The following is an 18,281-nucleotide window of genomic DNA, read 5'->3' on the forward strand; positions in this document are numbered from 1 at the left end:
ATCAACCAATTCAAAAAATTGGCATCAACAAACTTGGCACACTATTGAGTTCTCAAACAACAGGCACATTATGACTACTCACAAGGAATCCGGTAATACCGGCGAAATCTTTGCTTTTCTCATCTGCGGCTTTTCAAGCTTAGTTCCTTGTTTCCTCCCCGTCAAATCGGCGTTTCCGGCGATTTTCTGGAGTGGAACCGAAGTCCCTCTGTGTTGTTTCCGGATCTCAGGACCGCCGCTCTGCGACTGGCCCGTTGCTCCGGAGCAACTTTTCTAGCTTAGACCCTCTCTCGATTCGGTGTCAAATCCACCGAACCGGGCTTTTCCTCCGGACCGAAGTCCTTCCGAGCTGCCTGGATCATCACCAGCGGTTCTGCCTTGCGGCTTTCCCGGCGCCATGTGTGGTTTCCGACCCCGGTTTCCCGTGGATCTTCGCCGTCTCGGTCTGGAAGAACTTGTCTTCCTCGCCTTGGCACAAGAGAAGACAATACACAGGTTCTGAGGCTTTGCATAATCGGCCGGCCACCGCCCCGGCGAGACGGAATCAGGGGCGTCAGCGGATCGGCCGAAGGTACACCGTTGCGAGTGGCGGGGCGGTGATCACCGCGGATGCCGGCTGTCCCTGCCACGCCTCATCCGATGCCTCGATCCGTCCGCCGTTGCCCAGCCCGGATCCGCCGTAGCTCTCCGCATCGGTGTTGAGGACCTCGCGCCATGGTCCCGCGAACGGCAGTCCCAGGCGGACTTCGTGATGAGGGTTGCCGGACAGGTTCGTCACGCAGACCAGGGGACGTGCCTCTCCCGCACCGGCCTCCGCCGTGGACCAGCGAATGAACGAGAAGAGGTTCCGATCACCGTCGTTCTGGTCGATCCACTGGAATCCGGCCGGATCGTTGTCCTGGCTCCACAGCTCGGGGGCGTCCCGGTACAGCAGGTTCAGGTCCCGAACGGTCTTCATGAGCCCCTTGTGGCTGGGGGTGTCCGTGAGCCACCAGTCCAGCCCGTGGGATTCCCGCCATTCCGATTCCTGGCCGAACTCGGAGCCCATGAACAGCAACTGCTTGCCCGGGTGCGCCCACATGTAGGCGTAGTACGCCCGCAGGGAGGCCAGTTGCTGCCACCGGTCTCCCGGCATCTTGCGCAGCAGCGACCCCTTGCCATGGACCACCTCGTCATGCGAGAGCGGCAGCACGTAGTTCTCGCTCCAGGCATAGACCGTCGAGAACGTCATCTCGTGGTGATGCCATTTGCGGTTGACCGGGTCCTCGGACAGGTAGCCGAGGGAATCGTGCATCCAGCCCATGTTCCACTTCAGGCCGAAGCCGAGCCCGTCATGACTGGTGGGCGCGGTCACGCCGGAGAACGCCGTGGACTCCTCGGCGATCATCACGATCCCGGGGTTGCGCCGGTAGGCCGTGGCCGTGGTCTCCTGCAAGAAGCTGATGGCCTCGAGGTTGTGGTTGCCACCGTGCACGTTCGGCACCCACTCCCCGTCCTCGCGGGAGTAGTCCAGATACAACATCGAGGCGACGGCGTCCACGCGCAGCCCGTCGATGTGGAACTCCTCCAGCCAATACAGGGCGTTGGCGACCAGGAAGTTCCGCACCTCGGTACGGCCGTAGTCGAACACGAGGGTGCCCCAGTCCGGGTGTTCGCCCTTGCGCGGGTCGGCGTACTCGTACAGAGGCTGCCCGTCGAACGTCGCCAAGGCCCACTCGTCCTTGGGGAAATGTGCGGGCACCCAGTCCAGGAGCACACCGATTCCGGCCTGGTGCAACCGGTCCACCAGATACTTGAAGTCGTCCGGGGAGCCGAACCGGGACGTGGGAGCGTAGTACCCCGTGACCTGGTAACCCCAGGATCCCCCGAAGGGGTGTTCCGCCACCGGCATGAACTCCACATGGGTGAATCCCTGCCAGGAGACGTACTCGACCAGCTGGTCCGCCAGCTCTCGGTAGCTCAGGCCCGGCCGCCAGGACCCGGCGTGCACCTCATAGACGCTCATGGCCGCATCGTGCGGATTGGTCGCCGCCCGCTTCTCCATCCACGCCGCGTCCCCGAAGGCGTACCGGGAGTCCTCCACCCGGGAGCCGGAGGCCGGCGGCACCTCGGTCCAGCGGGCCATGGGGTCGGCCTTGTCCCGCCAGTGGCCGTCGCGGCCGAGGATCGCGTACTTGTAGACGGTTCCGGACCCGATCCCCGGGACGAAGATCTCCCAGAGGCCCGAGTCTCCCAGCGAGCGCAGGGCGTGCTGGCGCCCGTCCCAGCCATTGAAGTCGCCCTTCACCCGCACGGCCGTGGCGTTGGGGGCCCAGACGGCGAACGAGGTTCCCGTGATGTCGCCCTGGGGCGAGGAGTAGTGGCGCACCCGCGAGCCGAGGACCGTCCACAGCGTCTCGTGCCGGCCCTCGCGGAACAGGTGCTGGTCCAGCTCCCCCACGGTGGGCAGGTACCGGTAGGGATCGTCCTGCTCCACCTCGGCCACCCCGGGGTAGGTCACTAGGACCCGATAGCCCGGCACATGTCCTGGGTCCGTGGCCGGGGCCGTCCCGACCCACACGCCCTCGTGTTCGTGGCGCAGCGGTACGCGCGTGCCGTCGTCGAGCAGGACGGCCAGGTCCTCGGCCAGAGGCCGTAGCACCCGGAACGTCACCGTGCCGGTGTCCCCCAGGTGGGCGCCGAGCACTTCGTGCGGCTGGTGGTAGCGGCCGTGCGCGACGGCGGCCAGCACCTCCGCGTGTACCTCCAGCGGCGCTGCGAGGTCCTTCGCTGTGGTGTCCTGCGCGGCATGATCCGGTTCCACGGCATCCTCCTGGACGGTGTTCTGGCGTTCTCGGCCCACGGTAGCCGCCGCAGCGGCCCGGCGCAGGAGTCCACGGACGGCCGCGGCGGGGACCGCGACCCAGTCGGGGCGGTGACGCAGCTCGTAGGCGGTCTCGTAGAGCGCCTTGTCCAGCATCAGTGCGGTGAAGACGGTGGAGCTGGTGTCCACCGTCGCCCCGACCGCGGACCCGTAGCCTTCGAGGAAGGCCTGCTGGGCCGGTTCCGTCCAGTCCGGGGCCCCGGACAGGGCGCCGGCGTAGTCGAACGACCGCAGCATCCCGACGACATCGCGCAGCGGCAGGTCCCAACCGGACCGCTCCGTCGCCTCCCGGAGGGGTTCGCCCTCGAAGTCGAGGACCGTCCAGCGCCAGCCGTCCTGTCCCCCGGCGGTAGCCGGCGAGGCCAGGACCTGTCCGAGGTGGTAGTCGGCGTGGATCCGCTGCAGCGGCGGAATCCCGGCTCCCGCCTTCGGGGTGCGCAGGGAGTCGATCACCGTGCGCAGCGCGTCTCCGTGCTCCTCGCCTACGGCCGTCGCGGCCTGGCGCCACCCCCACCCGAGACGATCCGCGAGCGCCGTGAGGACGGCCGGTGTTCCCTCGTTTCCGTCGGATCCGCTGGAGGCGGGCCGCGTGCCGAAGGCCTCGGCGAGGGCCAGGTGCAGCCGTCCCGTGGCCGCACCGATCCCGGCAGCCTCGGTGGTGAAGTCGTGTCCGGCGGCGGCCGCATCCGTTGCCAGGCGCCAGGCGTCCCGGGAGTCCTCGATGAACTCACGCAGCACACAGAGCTCACCGGTCTCCGCGCCAGCCGTCCCGGGCCGGGTCCACGCCGCCGTGGCCGAGCCGAAAGTCACGGGGACCTCGCTGGAACCGCCGGCGGACAGCGCCAGGCCGATCTCGACGTCGGGATGGGTGCCCGGGGCCACAACCCGGAAGAACTTGAGGATGAGCCGCCCTGGTGCCGCGCCCACCACCACGGACGTGTTGGACTGCTCGCCCTGGAGCACGCGCAGGTCCAAGGTGCCTGGGGCGAAGGCGGGCCAGTCACGGAAACCGGCGTAGGCATGGCCGGTGGCTCCGCCGGCCATGCTGCTCTCAAGACGCGTCTCACGGCGCATCAGCTCCAACCAGGCAGCGACGAAGGCCGGGTCCTGGGGGCCGTCATAGACCCATCGGGCGCCGGACTCCGTGTCCACGCGGCCGATCAGCGCTGTTGAGGCTCCTGGGACGGCCTCCCGCCGCATCGTCAGGGGGACGGACACGGCAACCGCGTCCTCGTTCTCCCCGCCACCCGCAGGAGCGACCGCGAGGATCAGCAGCAGGAGCTGGACATCGTCGGCGCTGTCTGCAGTCGTGGTCAACCGGAGCTCGCCGGACCGGCGCAACGTGATGTCTCCCCGGAGCGGGAACCACCGTTGTTCGGGGAGCCACCCGGCGAGGAGTTCGTGAAGGCCGGGGATGTCCGGGAAACGCTCGCCAGCCGGTGCGCCGGTCATCGGTTCCGCCCCGCAGTGAGGTCCGGGGTGATGACGGGCATCGCCGTGGTGTAGGGGTTCGGCCGGCCGGACAGCGCCGCCGCATCGGCCCCCGGCATCGGCTCCGGGCCGGTCCGCAGCCGCAGCCAGTAGAAGCCATGGCCGGGCAGGGTCACGGGCAGCCGGCCGTCCTCACCGATGTCGAGGAACGGTCGGCCGCCGAAGACATCGCGCAGGCCCCGGCCCGCATAGCCCGGCACGCTCAGCCAGGTGGCCACCGGTTCCGGGGCGAGGTTGAAGATGCAGAGCACCGTCTCGGGGTACAGGTCCTCCTTCTCGGAGGCGGGAAGGTCCCGGATGAAGGCGAGGACCTGTTCGGCCTCGGCCTCCACCACCGTGAAATCGCCCAACCCGAACACGGGATGCCGCTTGCGGACGGCGAGGGTCTCGCGGACCCAGTGCAGCAGGGAGCCGTTGGAGGCCAGCTGCGCCTCCACGTTGACGTGGTTGTAGTGGTAGACGAGCGACTGGATGACCGGCAGGTAGAGCTTGCCCGGATCGGCCTCGGAGAACCCTGCGTTGCGGTCCGGGTTCCACTGCATGGGGGTGCGGGAGGCGTCCCGGTCCGGCAGCCAGATGTTGTCCCCCATGCCGAGTTCGTCCCCGTAGTACAGGAACGGCGAGCCCGGCATGGCCAGCAGCAGCGCGTGGATCAGTTCGAGCTCGGACCGGTTGTTGTCCAGCAGGGAGGCGAGCCGGCGGCGGATGCCCACGTTGGCGCGCATGCGTGAGTCCGGGGCATACCATCCGAGCATCGCCTGGCGTTCCTCCGGGGTGACCATCTCGAGGGTGAGCTCATCGTGGTTGCGCAGGAACGTGCCCCACTGGGTGCCGGCGGGGATCTGCGGGGTCTCGGCCAACGCTTCGAGGATCGCCGTGGCCTTGTGGTCGCGCAGGGCGTAGAAGATCTTCGGCATGATCGGGAAGTGGAAGCACATGTGGCATTCCGGTTCCTCCTCCGAACCGAAGTAGTCCACCACGTCCGCCGGCGGTTGGTTGGCCTCGGCGATGATCACCCGGCCCGGGTACTCCGCGTCCACCATGGCCCGCAGCTGCTGCAGGAAGCCGTGGGTGCGCGGGTCGTTCTCGCAGTCGGTGCCCTCCTCCTCGAAGAGATAGGGGATGGCGTCAGCACGGAAACCGTCCACGCCCATGTCCATCCAATAGCGGACCACGTCGAACAGCGCCTCGATCACGGCGGGATTCTCGAAGTTCAGGTCCGGCTGGTGGGAGAAGAAGCGGTGCCAGAAGAACTGGCGGCGGACCGGGTCGAATGCCCAGTTGGACTCCTCCGTGTCCACGAAGATGATACGGGCGTCCTGGTACTTCTCATCCGTGTCACTCCACACGTAGAAGTCGCCGTACGGGCCGTCCGGGTCAGACCGGGACTCCTGGAACCAGGGGTGCTGGTCCGAGGTGTGGTTCAACGGCAGGTCGATGATGACCCTGAGCCCGCGCGCATGGGCCTCGGCCACGAGCCTCTTGAAGTCCGAGGCGGTGCCGAACTCGTCCAGCACCTCGTAGTAGTCCGCGATGTCATAGCCGCCGTCCCGCAGCGGTGAGCGGTAGAACGGGGGTACCCACAGGCAGTCGATGCCCAGCCACTGCAGGTAATCCAACTTGTTGATCAGACCCTCGAAGTCCCCAGACCCGTCCCCGTTGTCATCGTGGAAGGCCCGCACGAGCACCTCGTAGAACACGGCGGTCCGGAACCAGTCCGGGTCGTGGGAGATTCCGTGGGTGTGCATCTGGAAGGAATGGGCCATCAGCTGTGGCGCACCACCTTCAGCACGTGGGCCGGTTCCACGGCCGGGTCCAGCCGTACGTAGTTGTCCGCGCCCCACCGCCAGCGGGTACCGGTGATCAGGTCCTCCACCTCGAACCGGCCTCCGGAGTCCAGGTCCGCCGGGTCCAGGTCCAGGGCCGCCAGGTCGAGCGAGACGGTGGCCTCTCGCGCCGCGTGCGGATCGCAGTTCAGCACCACGATGACCGTGTCCGCCGAACCCGGCAGGGATTCTGTGAGGGCGGCGGCATCCGGAACACCGGGGAACACCGAACCCGCGACGCCGGCCGGCCCCCGGTACTGGCCGTCCGGCAGGTGGCGGCGGGACTTGGAGAAGGCCAGGATCCCCTCATTGTCCGCTGGGTGCAGGACGAGGTTCTGCAGGTCCTGGAACGTCGGGTGGGCCCGGCGGATCTGGTTCAGACGGGTGATGTAGGGAGCGAGCGAGGCGCCCCGGGCCTCGGCACCGGCGAAGTCGCGGGGCCGGTACTCGTACTTCTCATTGTCGATGTACTCCTCGGCGCCCGGACGTGCCACATGCTCGAACAGCTCGAAACCGGCGTACATGCCCCACATCGGACTGGACAGGGCCGCCAGCACGGCACGGATCTTGAAGGCCGCGGGCCCGCCGAATTGCAGGAACTCCGTGAGGATGTCCGGGGTGTTGACGAAGAAGTTCGGACGGTAGAACGCCGGGGTCTCGGCCGTGACCTCGTGCAGGTACTCGGCGATCTCGTCCCGCGTGTTCCGCCACGTGAAGTAGGAGTAGGACTGTTGGAATCCGGCCCGGCCCAGGGCGTGCATCATGGCCGGCCGGGTGAAGGCCTCCGCCAGGAACACGACCTCGGGATGGCTGCGGTGCACCTTGGCGATGAGCCACTCCCAGAACCACAGGGGCTTGGTGTGCGGGTTGTCCACCCGGAAGATCTTCACGCCGCGGGCGATCCACAGCTCCACGACCCTCAGGACGGCCCGCCGCAGACCTCGGGGGTCGTTGTCGAAGTTCAGCGGATAGATGTCCTGGTACTTCTTCGGCGGATTCTCCGCATAGGCGATGGATCCGTCCGCCCGGGTGGTGAACCACTCGGGGTGCTCGGCGACCCAGGGGTGGTCCGGGGAGCACTGCAGGGCCAGGTCGAGGGCGACCTCCAATCCCAGCCCGGCGGCCCGGTCGACGAACCCGGCGAAGTCCTCGGCGGTGCCGAGATCGGGGTGGATCGCATCATGGCCGCCCTCCGGCGATCCGATGGCCCACGGTGAACCCGGGTCGTGGGGTCCTGCCTCCAGCGCGTTGTTCGGGCCCTTGCGGTGGGCCTGGCCGATCGGGTGGATCGGTGGGAGGTAGATGACGTCGAAGCCCATCTCCGCGACCGCTGGGAGCCGGCCGGCCGCCGTCGTGAAGGTTCCGGAGGCCCAGGTCCCCGATTCCGGGTGGTAGACGGCCCCCTCGGAGCGGGGGAAGAACTCGTACCAGGCACCGCGGCCGGCCAGCGCACGCTGTACGTCCAGCGGGTAGGCGGGCGACGGGGAGACGAACTCGCGGATCGGACGGGCAGCGAGCACGTCGACCAGGTCCGGGTCCTCGGCTGCCAGCAGGCGCTCCTGGGTGCCCCGCGTGGTGTCCTCGAGCCCCCGCACGGCGCGGGCCAGGACAGCCCGGTCTGCCTCGGAACGGCCGGGATCCGCGGCGGCCTTTCGGAATAGGGTGCCGCCCTCGGCGAGCATCAGCTCGACGTCGGACCCGACCTCGATCTTGACGGTCGCGGCGTGGTGCCAGGTCGCATAGGGATCGGACCAGCCCTCGATGGTGAAGGTGTGGGGCCCGACGGCCGCTGGCCGCAGCGTGGCCAGGAACTCGTCCAGCCCGGGAGCGCCCTCGGTCATGCGCGTCCGCTGGACTTCGGCACCGTCCGGGCCGTAGAGGACGGCCGTGGCCCCGAGCCGGTCATGCCCCTCGCGGAACACGGTGGCGCGGACCGGGATGTCCTCGCCGATCAGCGCCTTGGCCGGGACGGCGCCGCAGTGGACCACCGGCTGGACACCGGTGACCGGAATGCGGCCCACCTTGACCTCGGTGCGGACCATCGGCATTCGGACAGAATCACTTGAATTCTTGGCAGCTCCCACGGCCCCGACGTTACCGGGGCGATCCCCCCGTGGCCACTGATCGGGACGAAATCGTGAACCCGTGACGCGTGATCCCCTGCTGGGAGGGTTCGGGGAGCCGAGGATTCAACCGGCGGCCAACCACGCGTCGTTCGGGGTTCACCCGGCAGTCCCGCGGCGTGGCGGGCCCCGTGGATAATGGCCGGGTGAAGGCTATCCGTCGGTTTACCGTCCGTACCCACCTGCCCGAGTCGATCGCGGGACTGAGCCGCCTGGCGACCAACCTGCGCTGGTCCTGGCATCCCCGGACCAAGGAGCTGTTCCGGGACCTGGATCCCCAGGCCTGGTCGGAGTCGAACCAGGACCCCGTGGCCCTCTTGGGGTCCTTCGATCGGCACCGGCTGACCGAGCTCGCCGCCGATGCGTCGATCGTGGCCCGCGTCCAGGACGCGACCTCCGACCTGGACCGCTACCTCACCGAGGACCGGTGGTTCCAGCAGGACTTCATCGGTGCGTCGGGCGGCCCGGGCGGAGACATCCCCACCCCTCGGCCCATCGCGTACTTCTCCCCCGAGTTCGGCATCACCGCCGTCCTCCCGCAATACTCCGGCGGTCTGGGCATCCTGGCCGGTGACCACCTGAAATCCGCGTCTGACCTCGGGGTGCCGATCATCGGCGTGGGCCTGTTGTACCAGTCGGGCTACTTCAAACAGTCCCTGTCCCGCGACGCCTGGCAGATGGAGTCCTACCCGGTCCTGGACCCGGACAACCTGCCGCTGATGCTCCTCAAGGAGGAGGACGGGGCTGCCGCGATCGTCCGCCTGCCGCTGCCCTCAGGCCGGACGCTGCACGCCCAGGTGTGGCGGGCCGACGTCGGGCGCGTGCCGTTGCTGTTGCTGGACTCCAATGTCCCGGCGAACGACGACACCGCGCGCTCCATCACCGACCGCCTCTACGGCGGCGGTGGGGACCAGCGGCTGCAACAGGAGCTGCTGCTCGGCATGGGCGGGGTCAAGGCGCTGCGCCTGTACGCGCGGCTCACCGGGACGGAAGTGCCCGCCGTCTACCACACGAACGAGGGCCATGCCGGGTTCCAGGGCATCGAGCGGATCGAGGAGCTCATGTCCGCCGGGCTGGACTGGGAGACCGCCCTGACCTCGGTGCGCGCCTCCACCGTATTCACCACACATACCCCGGTGCCGGCCGGAATCGACCGTTTCGACCGCTCCCTGGTAGAGCAGTTCTTCCGGGCCGGCCTCGCCCCGAGCGTGCCGCTCGAGCATGTGCTGGCGCTGGGCGCCGAGGACTATGAGGGCGGCACCCCGGGCGTGCACAACATGGCCGTGATGGGCCTGCGCCTCGGCCAGCGTGCCAATGGCGTGGCCCAGCTGCACGGCGAGGTGTCCCGGGAGATGTTCAAGGGCCTCTGGCCGGGCTTCGACGCCGATGAGGTGCCGATCGGATCCATCACGAACGGCGTGCACGCCCCCACCTGGGTCTCGGACACGGTGTCCGCCCGGGCCATCGAGCTGTTCGGGACGTCTGCCGTGTCCGGTCACGACTGGCAGCGCGTCTTCGACGTCCCGGACGCAGAGTTGTGGGAGCTGCGCCGGACCCTGCGGTGTGCGCTGATCGAGGACGTGCGGTCCCGGCTGCGGTCCTCCTGGCGCAAGCGGGGAGCCTCCGAGGCCGAGCTCGCCTGGACCGACTCCGTGCTGGACGAGAACGTCATGACCATCGGATTCGCCCGGCGCGTGCCCACCTACAAGCGTCTGACGTTGATGCTCCGGGATCCCGAGCGGCTGAAACGGCTTCTGACGGATCCCGAGCACCCCATTCAGCTGGTGGTGGCCGGCAAGTCCCACCCCGCCGATGAACAGGGCAAGTTGATGATCCAGCAGATGGTGCGGTTCACGGACGACGCGGATGTGCGCCACCGGATCGTGTTCCTGCCCAACTACGACATCCAGATGGCCTCCACCCTGATGCCCGGTTGCGACGTCTGGCTGAACAACCCCCTGCGCCCGCTGGAGGCCTGCGGCACCTCCGGCATGAAGGTCGCCATGAACGGCGGGCTGAACCTGTCCGTACTGGACGGCTGGTGGGATGAGATGTACGACGGCGAGAACGGCTGGGCCATCCCGAGCGCCTCGTCCGCGGCCTCCACCGAGGAACGGGACGACGTGGAGGCTGCCGCACTCTACAGCCTGCTGGAGAACGAATTGGTACCCCGCTTCTACGGTGCCGAGCCCTCGGACCAGGCCGGGGCCGCCGGCCCGTCGGACGCCTCCACGGACGGCCTCCCGCACCAGTGGCTGGCCATGATCAAACACACCATGGCCACACTCGGCCCGGCGACGTCGGCCGACCGCATGGTGCAGGACTACGTCCAGGAGCTCTACCTCCCGGCCGGCCGGGCGGGGCGGATGATGGACGCCGACGACTACGCCAGGGCCCGCGAGCTGGCCTCCTGGAAGACCAGGGTCCGGGCCGGCTTCGGCTCCGTGATCGTGGAACACGTGGATTCGCTCGGCGTCGCCGAGGAACCCCAGGTAGGGGACGAGATGCAGGTCTCCGCCTACATCAGCCTGGGTCAACTGTCCCCCGAGGATGTCCGGGTGGAGGCCGTGTACGGCCGGGTCACCACCAAGCCCTCCGGCGTGCTCGAGGAGGACACCCTCGCGGACACCGGCGCCTTGGAGCTGACCCCGGCGCAGGACTTGGGAGACGGCCGCTGGCAGTTCACCGGCTCACTGGTGATCGACCGTTCCGGCGCCTTCGGCTACTCCGTCCGCGTCCTGCCGCAGCACGAGCTGCTGGCCTCGCTGGCCGAGATGGCGCTGGTGGTCAACGCCGGCTGACCCTCCTATCGACCGGTCCCTGTCAACTGGAGGTCGAATTCGCACCGTTCTTGGGGCCGGGCCCCTGAATGCCGTGCGAATTCGACCTCCAGTTCTTGGCTGGCGGGGCTGTGGACTGTGAAGGCCCCTAGGATGACCTACTCTCCCGCCGGCACCCACCCGCGGGACAGCAAGGCCTCCCGGGTCTTGTGGACGGCTGGGAGCCAACCGTGCCGAGAATGCATCAGGCTGAAGCGCAATTCCAGCCAATCAGCCGCCTGGAGCCGTTCAGCGCGAGCGATGTCCCGTTGGACCTGTCCAGGTTCGGAATGGTGTTCACCCTCATACTCCAGATCGATCCGGAACTCGTCGTAGGTCAGGTCGCCTTGGTGGATCCGCCTCCCCGTCCCGGGGTCGATGATCCACTGGTTCACCGCGGGTTCCGGCAGTCCTGCGTCCACCAGAGCCAGACGAAGCTCGGTTTCCTTCGGCGAATCCGATCCGACCCTGGCTCGGTCCGCGGCTGCGCGTGCCTTGCGAATCCCGGGCTTGCCCGGGTGTCGGTCGAGAAGGTCCCGAAGTTCATTCGGTGTGGCCAGGGGCTCTCGCTCCCAGTCAGCACCCCAGACGGGATTGAACAGCCAGTCGGCCCAGAGGATCAGCCGCAGGACACCTGAAGTGCGGGCCAGATCCAGCCAGGTCCGCGCGGGCGTGGTGAGGGGAATCCCGCCGAGGAATGTCGTCTCCTCCGGGAGCACCAGTCCTCGGCGCCCGGCCATCCCTCGGACGCGCCGCCGTCGATCTCCGGCAATGGACAGCAGCTGTATCTCGCTCGGAACGACCGAGCCCGGGAATCCCCACAGTCGGGCGGCGGATTCATGGGAGGCAACATCCGTGGCCGCCGAAGAGGCCGCCCTGAGCAACGATCGATGAAGGGTCTCGCCATCTCGTTCCCGACGCAATGGGCTGTAGAGACCATGGAGGTGGTGCTCGGCCCGGGAGTTCTGCAGTGCCCTCCGACTCGTTCCCAAGGTGCGGGCCTCGGCCAGAGTGATGATGTCAGGGGTGTCCATGGCCCCCAGACTGACGCGACGAGGCCGCCCATGGTGCGCGCCGACGTCGGTGCTGGGGATGGCAGTACGTGACCGGTCCGCGGTGGAGGAATCCGGTGCATCGATGCTCCGAGCCCAACTGAGAATCCTGCGGTCGATTTCGCACCGTTCTCCAGCCGCTCAGCCCAGGAAACGGTGCGAATTCGACCTGCAGCTGCAAGGTGGAGGGCGGGGTCAGACGGAGTAGAGGGTGATCGAGGTGGCCTCGATCATGTCCCGGTCTCCCGGGGCGAAGTGGGCCCCACGGCGAAGCTCACCGTGGAGGGCCGTCGAGAGCTGCAGGGTGAAGGCCTGCAGGTCCGCTCCGTGCTCGCCGGTGATGCCGCGCAGTTCCTCCGGCGCCGGCAGCCGGAAGGGCACCGTCTCCAGCCCGCCGTTGAACACGATCAGCCCGGTGCTGCGGCCTCCGGGGACGCCGATCAGCAACTGCAGCATCCGCTGCCCGGAGTCCGTCCAGGCAGCCTCGGTCATCGGCCGCCCCTCCTCGTTGAACCACTTGAGGTACCCGAGGTCCCGGGCTGGGTAGGAGTACGGCTGGCCGGCCAGGAACTCCTTGCGTACCGCGATCAGGCGGCGGGTGGTGGCGAGCATCCGCTCCTGCCGCTCATCAAGCTCCCAGTCCGTCCACGAGATCCCGTTGTTCTGGCAGTAGGCGTTGTTGTTTCCACCCTGGCTGCGCCCGATCTCATCTCCGGCGGTGATCATGGGAACGCCCAGGGACAGCAGCAGGGTGGCCATCAGGTTGCGGGCCGTGGTGGCACGGGCGTCGAGGATGCCCTCGTCCCCGGTGGGTCCCTCCGTCCCGTGGTTGTAGGACCGGTTGTGCGAGGTGCCGTCCCGGTTGTCCTCTCCGTTGGCCTCATTGTGCTTGTCGTTGTAGGACACGAGGTCCTGCAGGGTGAAGCCGTCATGGGCGGTGACGAGGTTGACCGAGGCCAGGGCGGAGCGCCCGGAGGGCGCGAACATCCCGGCGGACCCAGACAGGCAGTCGGCCAGTCGCGCGGTGGACCCGCCGTGGCCGCCGCGCTCCAGGGCCCCGCGGTCCGCCACCCAGAAGTCACGGACCACGTCCCGGAAACGGTCGTTCCAGTCCGACCAGCCCAACGGGAAGTGACCGGTCTGCCAGCCGCCGTTGCCCACGTCCCACGGCTCGGAGATGAGCTTGGTCCCGGCCAGGACGGGATCCGCCTGGGCGGCCACGAGGAAGGGGTGGCGGTGGGTGAAGTGGTGGCCGCCGTCCCGGCACAGGGCAACGGCCAGGTCGAAGCGGAAACCGTCGATCTGGAAGTCCGTCACCCAGCGGCGCAACGAGTCCAGGGTCATCCGCACCACCTGCGGATCGTTGAAGTTCAGCGTGTTGCCGCAGCCTGTCGTGTCCAGGTACCGGCCGGAGGCGTCATGCCGGTAGTAGTGCTCATCCCCCAGACCGCGCCAGCAGAAGGTCGGCCCACCCGGGCCCTCCTCAGCTGTGTGGTTGTAGACCACGTCCAGCAGGACCTCGATCCCCGCCTCGTGCAGCAGCTTGACCATGCCCTTGAACTCATCCTGAACGGCCTGGGGCCCACCGGCCTGTGCCGCGGCGGTGGCGTAGCCCGGATGCGGCGCGAAGAAGCTGACGGTGTTGTACCCCCAGTAGTTCTCCAGCCCGGCCTGCTGCAGATGGTCTTCGTCCCGGTGGTGGTGCACCGGCAACAGCTCGACGGCCGTGATGCCCAGGTGACGCAGGTACTCGACCATCACGGGGTGGGCCAGCCCGGCGTACGTCCCGCGCAGCTCGGCGGGGATGCCCGGGTGCAGCTTGGTCTGGCCGATGACGTGGGCCTCGTAGACGATGGTGTCCCGCAGCGGAGTGTGAGGCCGGCCGGCCCCGTTCCAGTCGAAGTCCCGGCACACCCGGGTGGACCAGTACAGCCCGCCGCGCTCCACCACGGCATCACCGTAGGGATCGATCAGCAACTGGGGCAGGGGCTTCGGCGTTCCGGAGGCCTTGCGGCCCCTTCGGGACACCCCGGCGATCCGACGGTCATGGGCCACCAGCGCGTAGAGGCTGCCATAGCCCAATCCCGGGACAGTCCCGTGGTGCACGTGGTCCGTGACATCCAGCAGCGGCACCCGGTGCAGGTCCGTGGCCGTCGGCACGGCGTCCACCGGGAATGCGGGATCCGTGTACACCACGTCCAGGGCGGTGATCCCGGGGGCATAGACCGCCAGGTTCAGCGCCCCGTCCACCTCTGAGACGCCAGGGACCCGGTCCGCGAGGCCCAAGGGGAAGGGCCGCGAACGGTGCATGGGCACGGGCGGGGACGTCACCGTCATCAGGACTGGCCTCCCGGCCCGCCTTCCACGCTCTCCCCGAGCCGGCCGCCGGCGCGCTGGACGGCGATCTCATACAGGGAGATGCCCACCGCCATCGAGGCGTTCAGCGATTCCATGTCCGAGGCGATCGGGATGGAGATGATCTGGTCGCAGTTCTCCCGGACCAGTCGGGACAGGCCCTTGCCCTCCGAGCCCACCACCAGGCACACCGGATCCGTGGCCAACGGCAGCCCGGGCAGGGACCGGTCCCCGCCGCCGTCGAGCCCCAGGATGAAGATCCCGAGCTTCTTGAAGTCCTGCAGGATGGTGTTCAGGTTGCCGGCCTGAGCCACGGGGACCCGCACGGCAGCACCGGCCGAGGTCTTCCAGGCCGTGGCAGTCACCCCGGCGGAACGGCGCGCGGGCACCACCACGCCGTGTGCCGAGAAGGCGGAGGCCGAACGGATGATGGCCCCGAGGTTGCGGGGGTCGGTGATGCTGTCCAGGGCGATGAACAGCGGCGGCGCCGTGAGGTAGCCCTTCTCCCACTTCTCCATGGTCTGACGGGCCAGCGTCAGGGCATCGGCGTACTCGTAGGGCGGGACCTGCAGCACCAAGCCCTGGTGGACGGCGTCGTCCGTCATGCGGTCCAGCTCGGGCTTGGAATTCTCCATCACCGCCACACCGCGCTCGGCGGCCAGCTTGAGGGCCTCGCGGACCCGCTCGTCCATCTCGATCCGCGTGGCCACGTGCAGGGCCTTGGCGGGGATGGCGGCGCGCAGGGCCTCGACCACCGAGTTGCGGCCGGCCACGGTCTCGTCCGCATGCCGCGAGCGGGTGTTGCGACCACCCGAGCGGCCGGCACCCTTGGCACTGGAGCGCTCGGACAACTGCTTGCTGCGGTGGGCCTTGTGGTAGACGCGGTCCTCGGCCTTGGGCGTGGGACCCTTGCCCTCCAGCGCCTTCCGGCCGAGTCCACCGGTGCCCTTGAGGGGCCCCTTCTTTCCGCTGTTCCCGCGGGACGATCCGGAGCGTGGTGCTGCGGCCATGTGGGTGGTGCCTTTCTGGCGACGGTCGAGACTGCCTCCAGTCTACGGCCCGGCCTCCATCGTGGCCGCCGCCTCCTACTGCAGGGACCAGCGGGCGCCGTCGGCGGAGTCCTCCACCACGACGCCGGCCGCGGCCAGGGTGTCCCGGATCCCGTCCGCGGTGGTCCAGTCCTTCGCTGCGCGGGCTGCGGCCCGGGCGTCCAGCTGGGCCCGGATCAGGGTGTCGAGGGCGTGGTGGGCCGCCGGGTCCTGAGCCGACTCGGGTTCGGGCACGTCGTCCAGGCCGAGCACCTCCACCATCGACTGCACGTCGGAATAGTGCTGCTCCACGGCATCCTCATCCCCGGCGGCCAGGGCGCTGTTGCCGGCCCGGACCGCGTCGTGCAGCACCGCCAGGGCCTGCGGGACGTTGAGGTCGTCCTCCATCGCGGCACGGAAGGCGGTGGGGACACTGCTGAACTGGGCCACGTAGACGGCCTCGGGGGCCTCCTCGCCGGTGAGGGTGCCGGCGACGGCGGCCGCCTCCTCGCGCTTCAGCTGCAGGTCGGCCACCACATCCGCCCCCCGGTCCAGGAACGCCTCGATCCGCTCGATCGCGGCCTCGGCCTCCTGCAGCGAGGTGGGGCGGTAATCCAGCTGGGAGCGGTAGTGCGCCTGACCGAGGAAATAGCGCACCGCCTTCGGCCGGGCCTGCTCCAGCATCTGTTCCGGGGAGATCGTGTTGCCCACGGACTTGGACATCTTCTCACCCGCGTAGGTCACCATCCCGTTGTGCAGCCAGAAGTTCGCGAAGCCGTCCCCGGCCGCGGCCGACTGCGCCAGTTCGTTCTCGTGGTGCGGGAAGCGCAGGTCGAGTCCGCCGCCATGGATGTCGAAGTGGCTGCCGAGGTACTTGGTGGACATCGCGGAGCACTCGAGGTGCCAGCCGGGCCGGCCTCTCCCCCAGGGTGACTCCCACGCGGCGGTGGCCGGATCGGTCTCCTTGGCCCCCTTCCACAGCGCGAAGTCACGGGGATCGCGCTTGGCGCGCGGGTCGGCGTCGGGCGCGTCCTGCAGGTCCTCGAGCCGCTGGCGGGTGAGCTCGCCGTACGCCGGCCAGGAGTTCACCTCGAAGTAGACGTCCCCGGAGCCGTCCGTGGCGGGGTACGCGTGGCCGGCATCGATGAGGCGCTGGATGAGCGCCACCATCTCCGGGATGTGGCCGGTGGCACGGGGCTCGTAGGTGGGCCGGCGCACCCCGAGGGCGGCATAGGCGCGGGCGAACTCGTGCTCGAACCGGTAGGCGAGGGCGAACCACGGCTCATCGGCCGGGTAGTTCTCGTCCTCCTCGAAGTCCTCGCCGTAGGACGTGGCGGACTTCTCCAGGATCTTGTCATCGATGTCCGTGACGTTGCGGACGCTGGTGACCTGCAGGCCGGTGTACTCGAGCCAGCGGACCAGGATGTCGAACACGATGGCCGAGCGCACGTGCCCCACGTGCGGCATGCCCTGCACCGTGGCGCCGCAGTAGTAGAGCGAGACCTCGCCCTCGGTCAGGGGGACGAAGTCCCGCACCGTTGCGGTCTTGGTGTCATAAAAGCGCTGTGCCACGGAAGTGAATACTAGTCCAGCGGGTAGACGAGGGCGGTGGCGACGGCGGCCAGCCCCTCGCCGCGGCCGGTGAACCCCAGCGCATCGGTGGTGGTCCCGGACACTGAGACGGGCGCGCCGGCCGCCGCGGAAAGCACACGCTCGGCCTCTGCTCGGCGCCGGCCGACCTTCGGTCGATTGCCGATCAGCTGCACGGCGACGTTGCCGATCCCGAAGCCGGCCTGATGGACCAGGCGGGCAGCCTCGGCCAGCAGGGCGGTGCCGGCGGCCCCGGACCACTCTGGACGGGAGGTGCCGAAGTGCTGCCCCAGGTCACCGAGCCCGGCGGCGGAGAACAGCGCATCGCAGGCGGCGTGAGCCACCACGTCTCCGTCCGAGTGGCCGGACAGTCCCGTCTCACCCGGCCATTCAAGGCCGGCCACCCAGCAGGCCCGTTCCTCGCCGGCCGCGGCAAAGGCATGGACGTCCGTGCCGATGCCGGTGCGCGGCAGCTTCGGTGCGACCGGCCCTGACATCAGTGGTGCTCCAGGTTCGTCGAAGTGCCCGAGGCCAGCAGGGCGTTGGCCAGCGTCAGGTCCAGCTGGGTGGTGATCTTGAAGCCCAGCGGATCACCGGCTACCACGACCACACGGTGGCCGGCCGCCTCCATCGCCATCGCGTCGTCCGTCAGGGCCGCGGCGCCACCGGCACCCTCCTCCACCAGGCGGTGGGCGGCCTCGAGGGATGTCAGGTCGAAGCCCTGGGGTGTCTGGACAGCCCTCAACTGCGTCCGCTGGAGGGTGCCGGTCACCTCGTCCGAGGCCTCGCCGCCCACGGTCTTGATCGTGTCCACGACCTCGACGGCGGGAACGACGGCGGCCGTCCCGGTTTCGAGGGCCGTCACCACCGCGCTGAAGACCGTCGGCGGAACGAAGGGCCGGGCCGCATCGTGGACCAGGAGCGCGTGCCTCCCGAAGGGGCCGCCAGCTGACCCGGCCAACTCCCGCACGGCGGACAGTCCGGCTCGCACCGAATCCGCACGTTCCGTTCCACCCGGGACCGTTTGCACCGTGACGCCGGCCCGGGCCGCGAAGTCTTGGCAGATCGCTTCCAGTGATGCCGCGTAATCCGGGTCCCCGGGGACGACAACGGCGATGGCGTTGAGCTCGACGG

General features: G+C 68.8%; 11 protein-coding genes. 2 read left to right on the top strand and 9 right to left on the bottom strand.

Translation table 11 applies throughout. The annotated features are described in order from the left end of the window. On the top strand, positions 1-277 hold a 277-nt coding region (locus ABD134_RS06035; RefSeq protein WP_344227753.1), incomplete at its 5' end, for a hypothetical protein. 276 nt (positions 278-553) lie between these two features. Here ABD134_RS06035 and glgB read toward each other — a convergent pair. From glgB to ABD134_RS06050, 3 genes are read right to left on the bottom strand one after another with little or no spacing between them, the layout of a single operon-like run. Continuing rightward, the gene (gene glgB / locus ABD134_RS06040) at positions 554-4,315 is read right to left on the bottom strand and encodes a 1,4-alpha-glucan branching protein GlgB (RefSeq protein WP_344227756.1); all 3,762 of its coding nucleotides are present in this window, start codon (positions 4,313-4,315) and stop codon (positions 554-556) included. Next, the gene (treS, locus tag ABD134_RS06045) at positions 4,312-6,120 is read right to left on the bottom strand and encodes a maltose alpha-D-glucosyltransferase (RefSeq protein WP_344227758.1); all 1,809 of its coding nucleotides are present in this window, start codon (positions 6,118-6,120) and stop codon (positions 4,312-4,314) included. The genes glgB and treS overlap by 4 nt, the downstream gene beginning before the upstream one ends. Continuing rightward, positions 6,120-8,228 carry an alpha-1,4-glucan--maltose-1-phosphate maltosyltransferase gene (locus tag ABD134_RS06050; protein ID WP_417282003.1) on the bottom strand — a complete coding sequence of 703 codons (2,109 nt, stop codon included), beginning with the start codon at positions 8,226-8,228 and terminating at the stop codon, positions 6,120-6,122. Before ABD134_RS06050 ends, treS begins: the two co-directional genes overlap by 1 nt. A 221-nt stretch (positions 8,229-8,449) precedes the next feature. Between ABD134_RS06050 and glgP the strand changes: the two genes are divergently transcribed. Further along, positions 8,450-11,104 carry an alpha-glucan family phosphorylase gene (gene glgP, locus ABD134_RS06055; RefSeq protein WP_344227760.1) on the top strand — a complete coding sequence of 885 codons (2,655 nt, stop codon included), beginning with the start codon at positions 8,450-8,452 and terminating at the stop codon, positions 11,102-11,104. Positions 11,105-11,241: 137 nt separating this feature from the next. Here the strand turns inward: glgP and ABD134_RS06060 are convergent, their stop codons facing one another. The 6 genes from ABD134_RS06060 to ABD134_RS06085 all read right to left on the bottom strand — a co-directional run. Continuing rightward, the gene (locus ABD134_RS06060) at positions 11,242-12,156 is read right to left on the bottom strand and encodes a hypothetical protein (protein WP_344227761.1); all 915 of its coding nucleotides are present in this window, start codon (positions 12,154-12,156) and stop codon (positions 11,242-11,244) included. A gap of 213 nt (positions 12,157-12,369) precedes the next feature. Further along, positions 12,370-14,511, bottom strand: coding sequence for a glycogen debranching protein GlgX (gene glgX / locus ABD134_RS06065; RefSeq protein WP_344227763.1), 2,142 nt, complete (start codon positions 14,509-14,511; stop codon positions 12,370-12,372). Continuing rightward, positions 14,511-15,539 carry a 23S rRNA (guanosine(2251)-2'-O)-methyltransferase RlmB gene (gene rlmB / locus ABD134_RS06070; RefSeq protein WP_344227765.1) on the bottom strand — a complete coding sequence of 343 codons (1,029 nt, stop codon included), beginning with the start codon at positions 15,537-15,539 and terminating at the stop codon, positions 14,511-14,513. Before rlmB ends, glgX begins: the two co-directional genes overlap by 1 nt. A 75-nt stretch (positions 15,540-15,614) precedes the next feature. Then, positions 15,615-17,129, bottom strand: coding sequence for a cysteine--tRNA ligase (gene cysS, locus ABD134_RS06075; RefSeq protein WP_344227767.1), 1,515 nt, complete (start codon positions 17,127-17,129; stop codon positions 15,615-15,617). A gap of 11 nt (positions 17,130-17,140) precedes the next feature. Beyond that, entirely contained in the window at positions 17,141-17,644 is a 504-nt protein-coding gene (gene ispF, locus ABD134_RS06080) for a 2-C-methyl-D-erythritol 2,4-cyclodiphosphate synthase (protein ID WP_344227769.1), read from the bottom strand. Then, positions 17,644-18,281, bottom strand: a 638-nt coding sequence (locus ABD134_RS06085) for an IspD/TarI family cytidylyltransferase (protein WP_344227771.1), incomplete at its 5' end; no start/stop codon positions are given. The genes ispF and ABD134_RS06085, both read right to left, overlap by 1 nt.

The sequence above is a fragment of the Citricoccus alkalitolerans genome, from assembly GCF_039528175.1.
GTDB classification, from domain to species: domain Bacteria; phylum Actinomycetota; class Actinomycetes; order Actinomycetales; family Micrococcaceae; genus Citricoccus; species Citricoccus alkalitolerans.

Excerpts from the sequence above, each read along its gene's own strand:
- glgB (WP_344227756.1), bottom strand. The coding sequence starts at position 4,315 with ATGACCGGCGCACCGGCTGGCGAGCGTTTCCCGGACATCCCCGGCCTT.
- treS (WP_344227758.1), bottom strand. The coding sequence starts at position 6,120 with ATGGCCCATTCCTTCCAGATGCACACCCACGGAATCTCCCACGACCCG.
- ABD134_RS06050 (WP_417282003.1), bottom strand. The coding sequence starts at position 8,228 with ATGCCGATGGTCCGCACCGAGGTCAAGGTGGGCCGCATTCCGGTCACC.
- ABD134_RS06060 (WP_344227761.1), bottom strand. The coding sequence starts at position 12,156 with ATGGACACCCCTGACATCATCACTCTGGCCGAGGCCCGCACCTTGGGA.
- glgX (WP_344227763.1), bottom strand. The coding sequence starts at position 14,511 with ATGACGGTGACGTCCCCGCCCGTGCCCATGCACCGTTCGCGGCCCTTC.
- rlmB (WP_344227765.1), bottom strand. The coding sequence starts at position 15,539 with ATGGCCGCAGCACCACGCTCCGGATCGTCCCGCGGGAACAGCGGAAAG.
- ispF (WP_344227769.1), bottom strand. The coding sequence starts at position 17,644 with ATGTCAGGGCCGGTCGCACCGAAGCTGCCGCGCACCGGCATCGGCACG.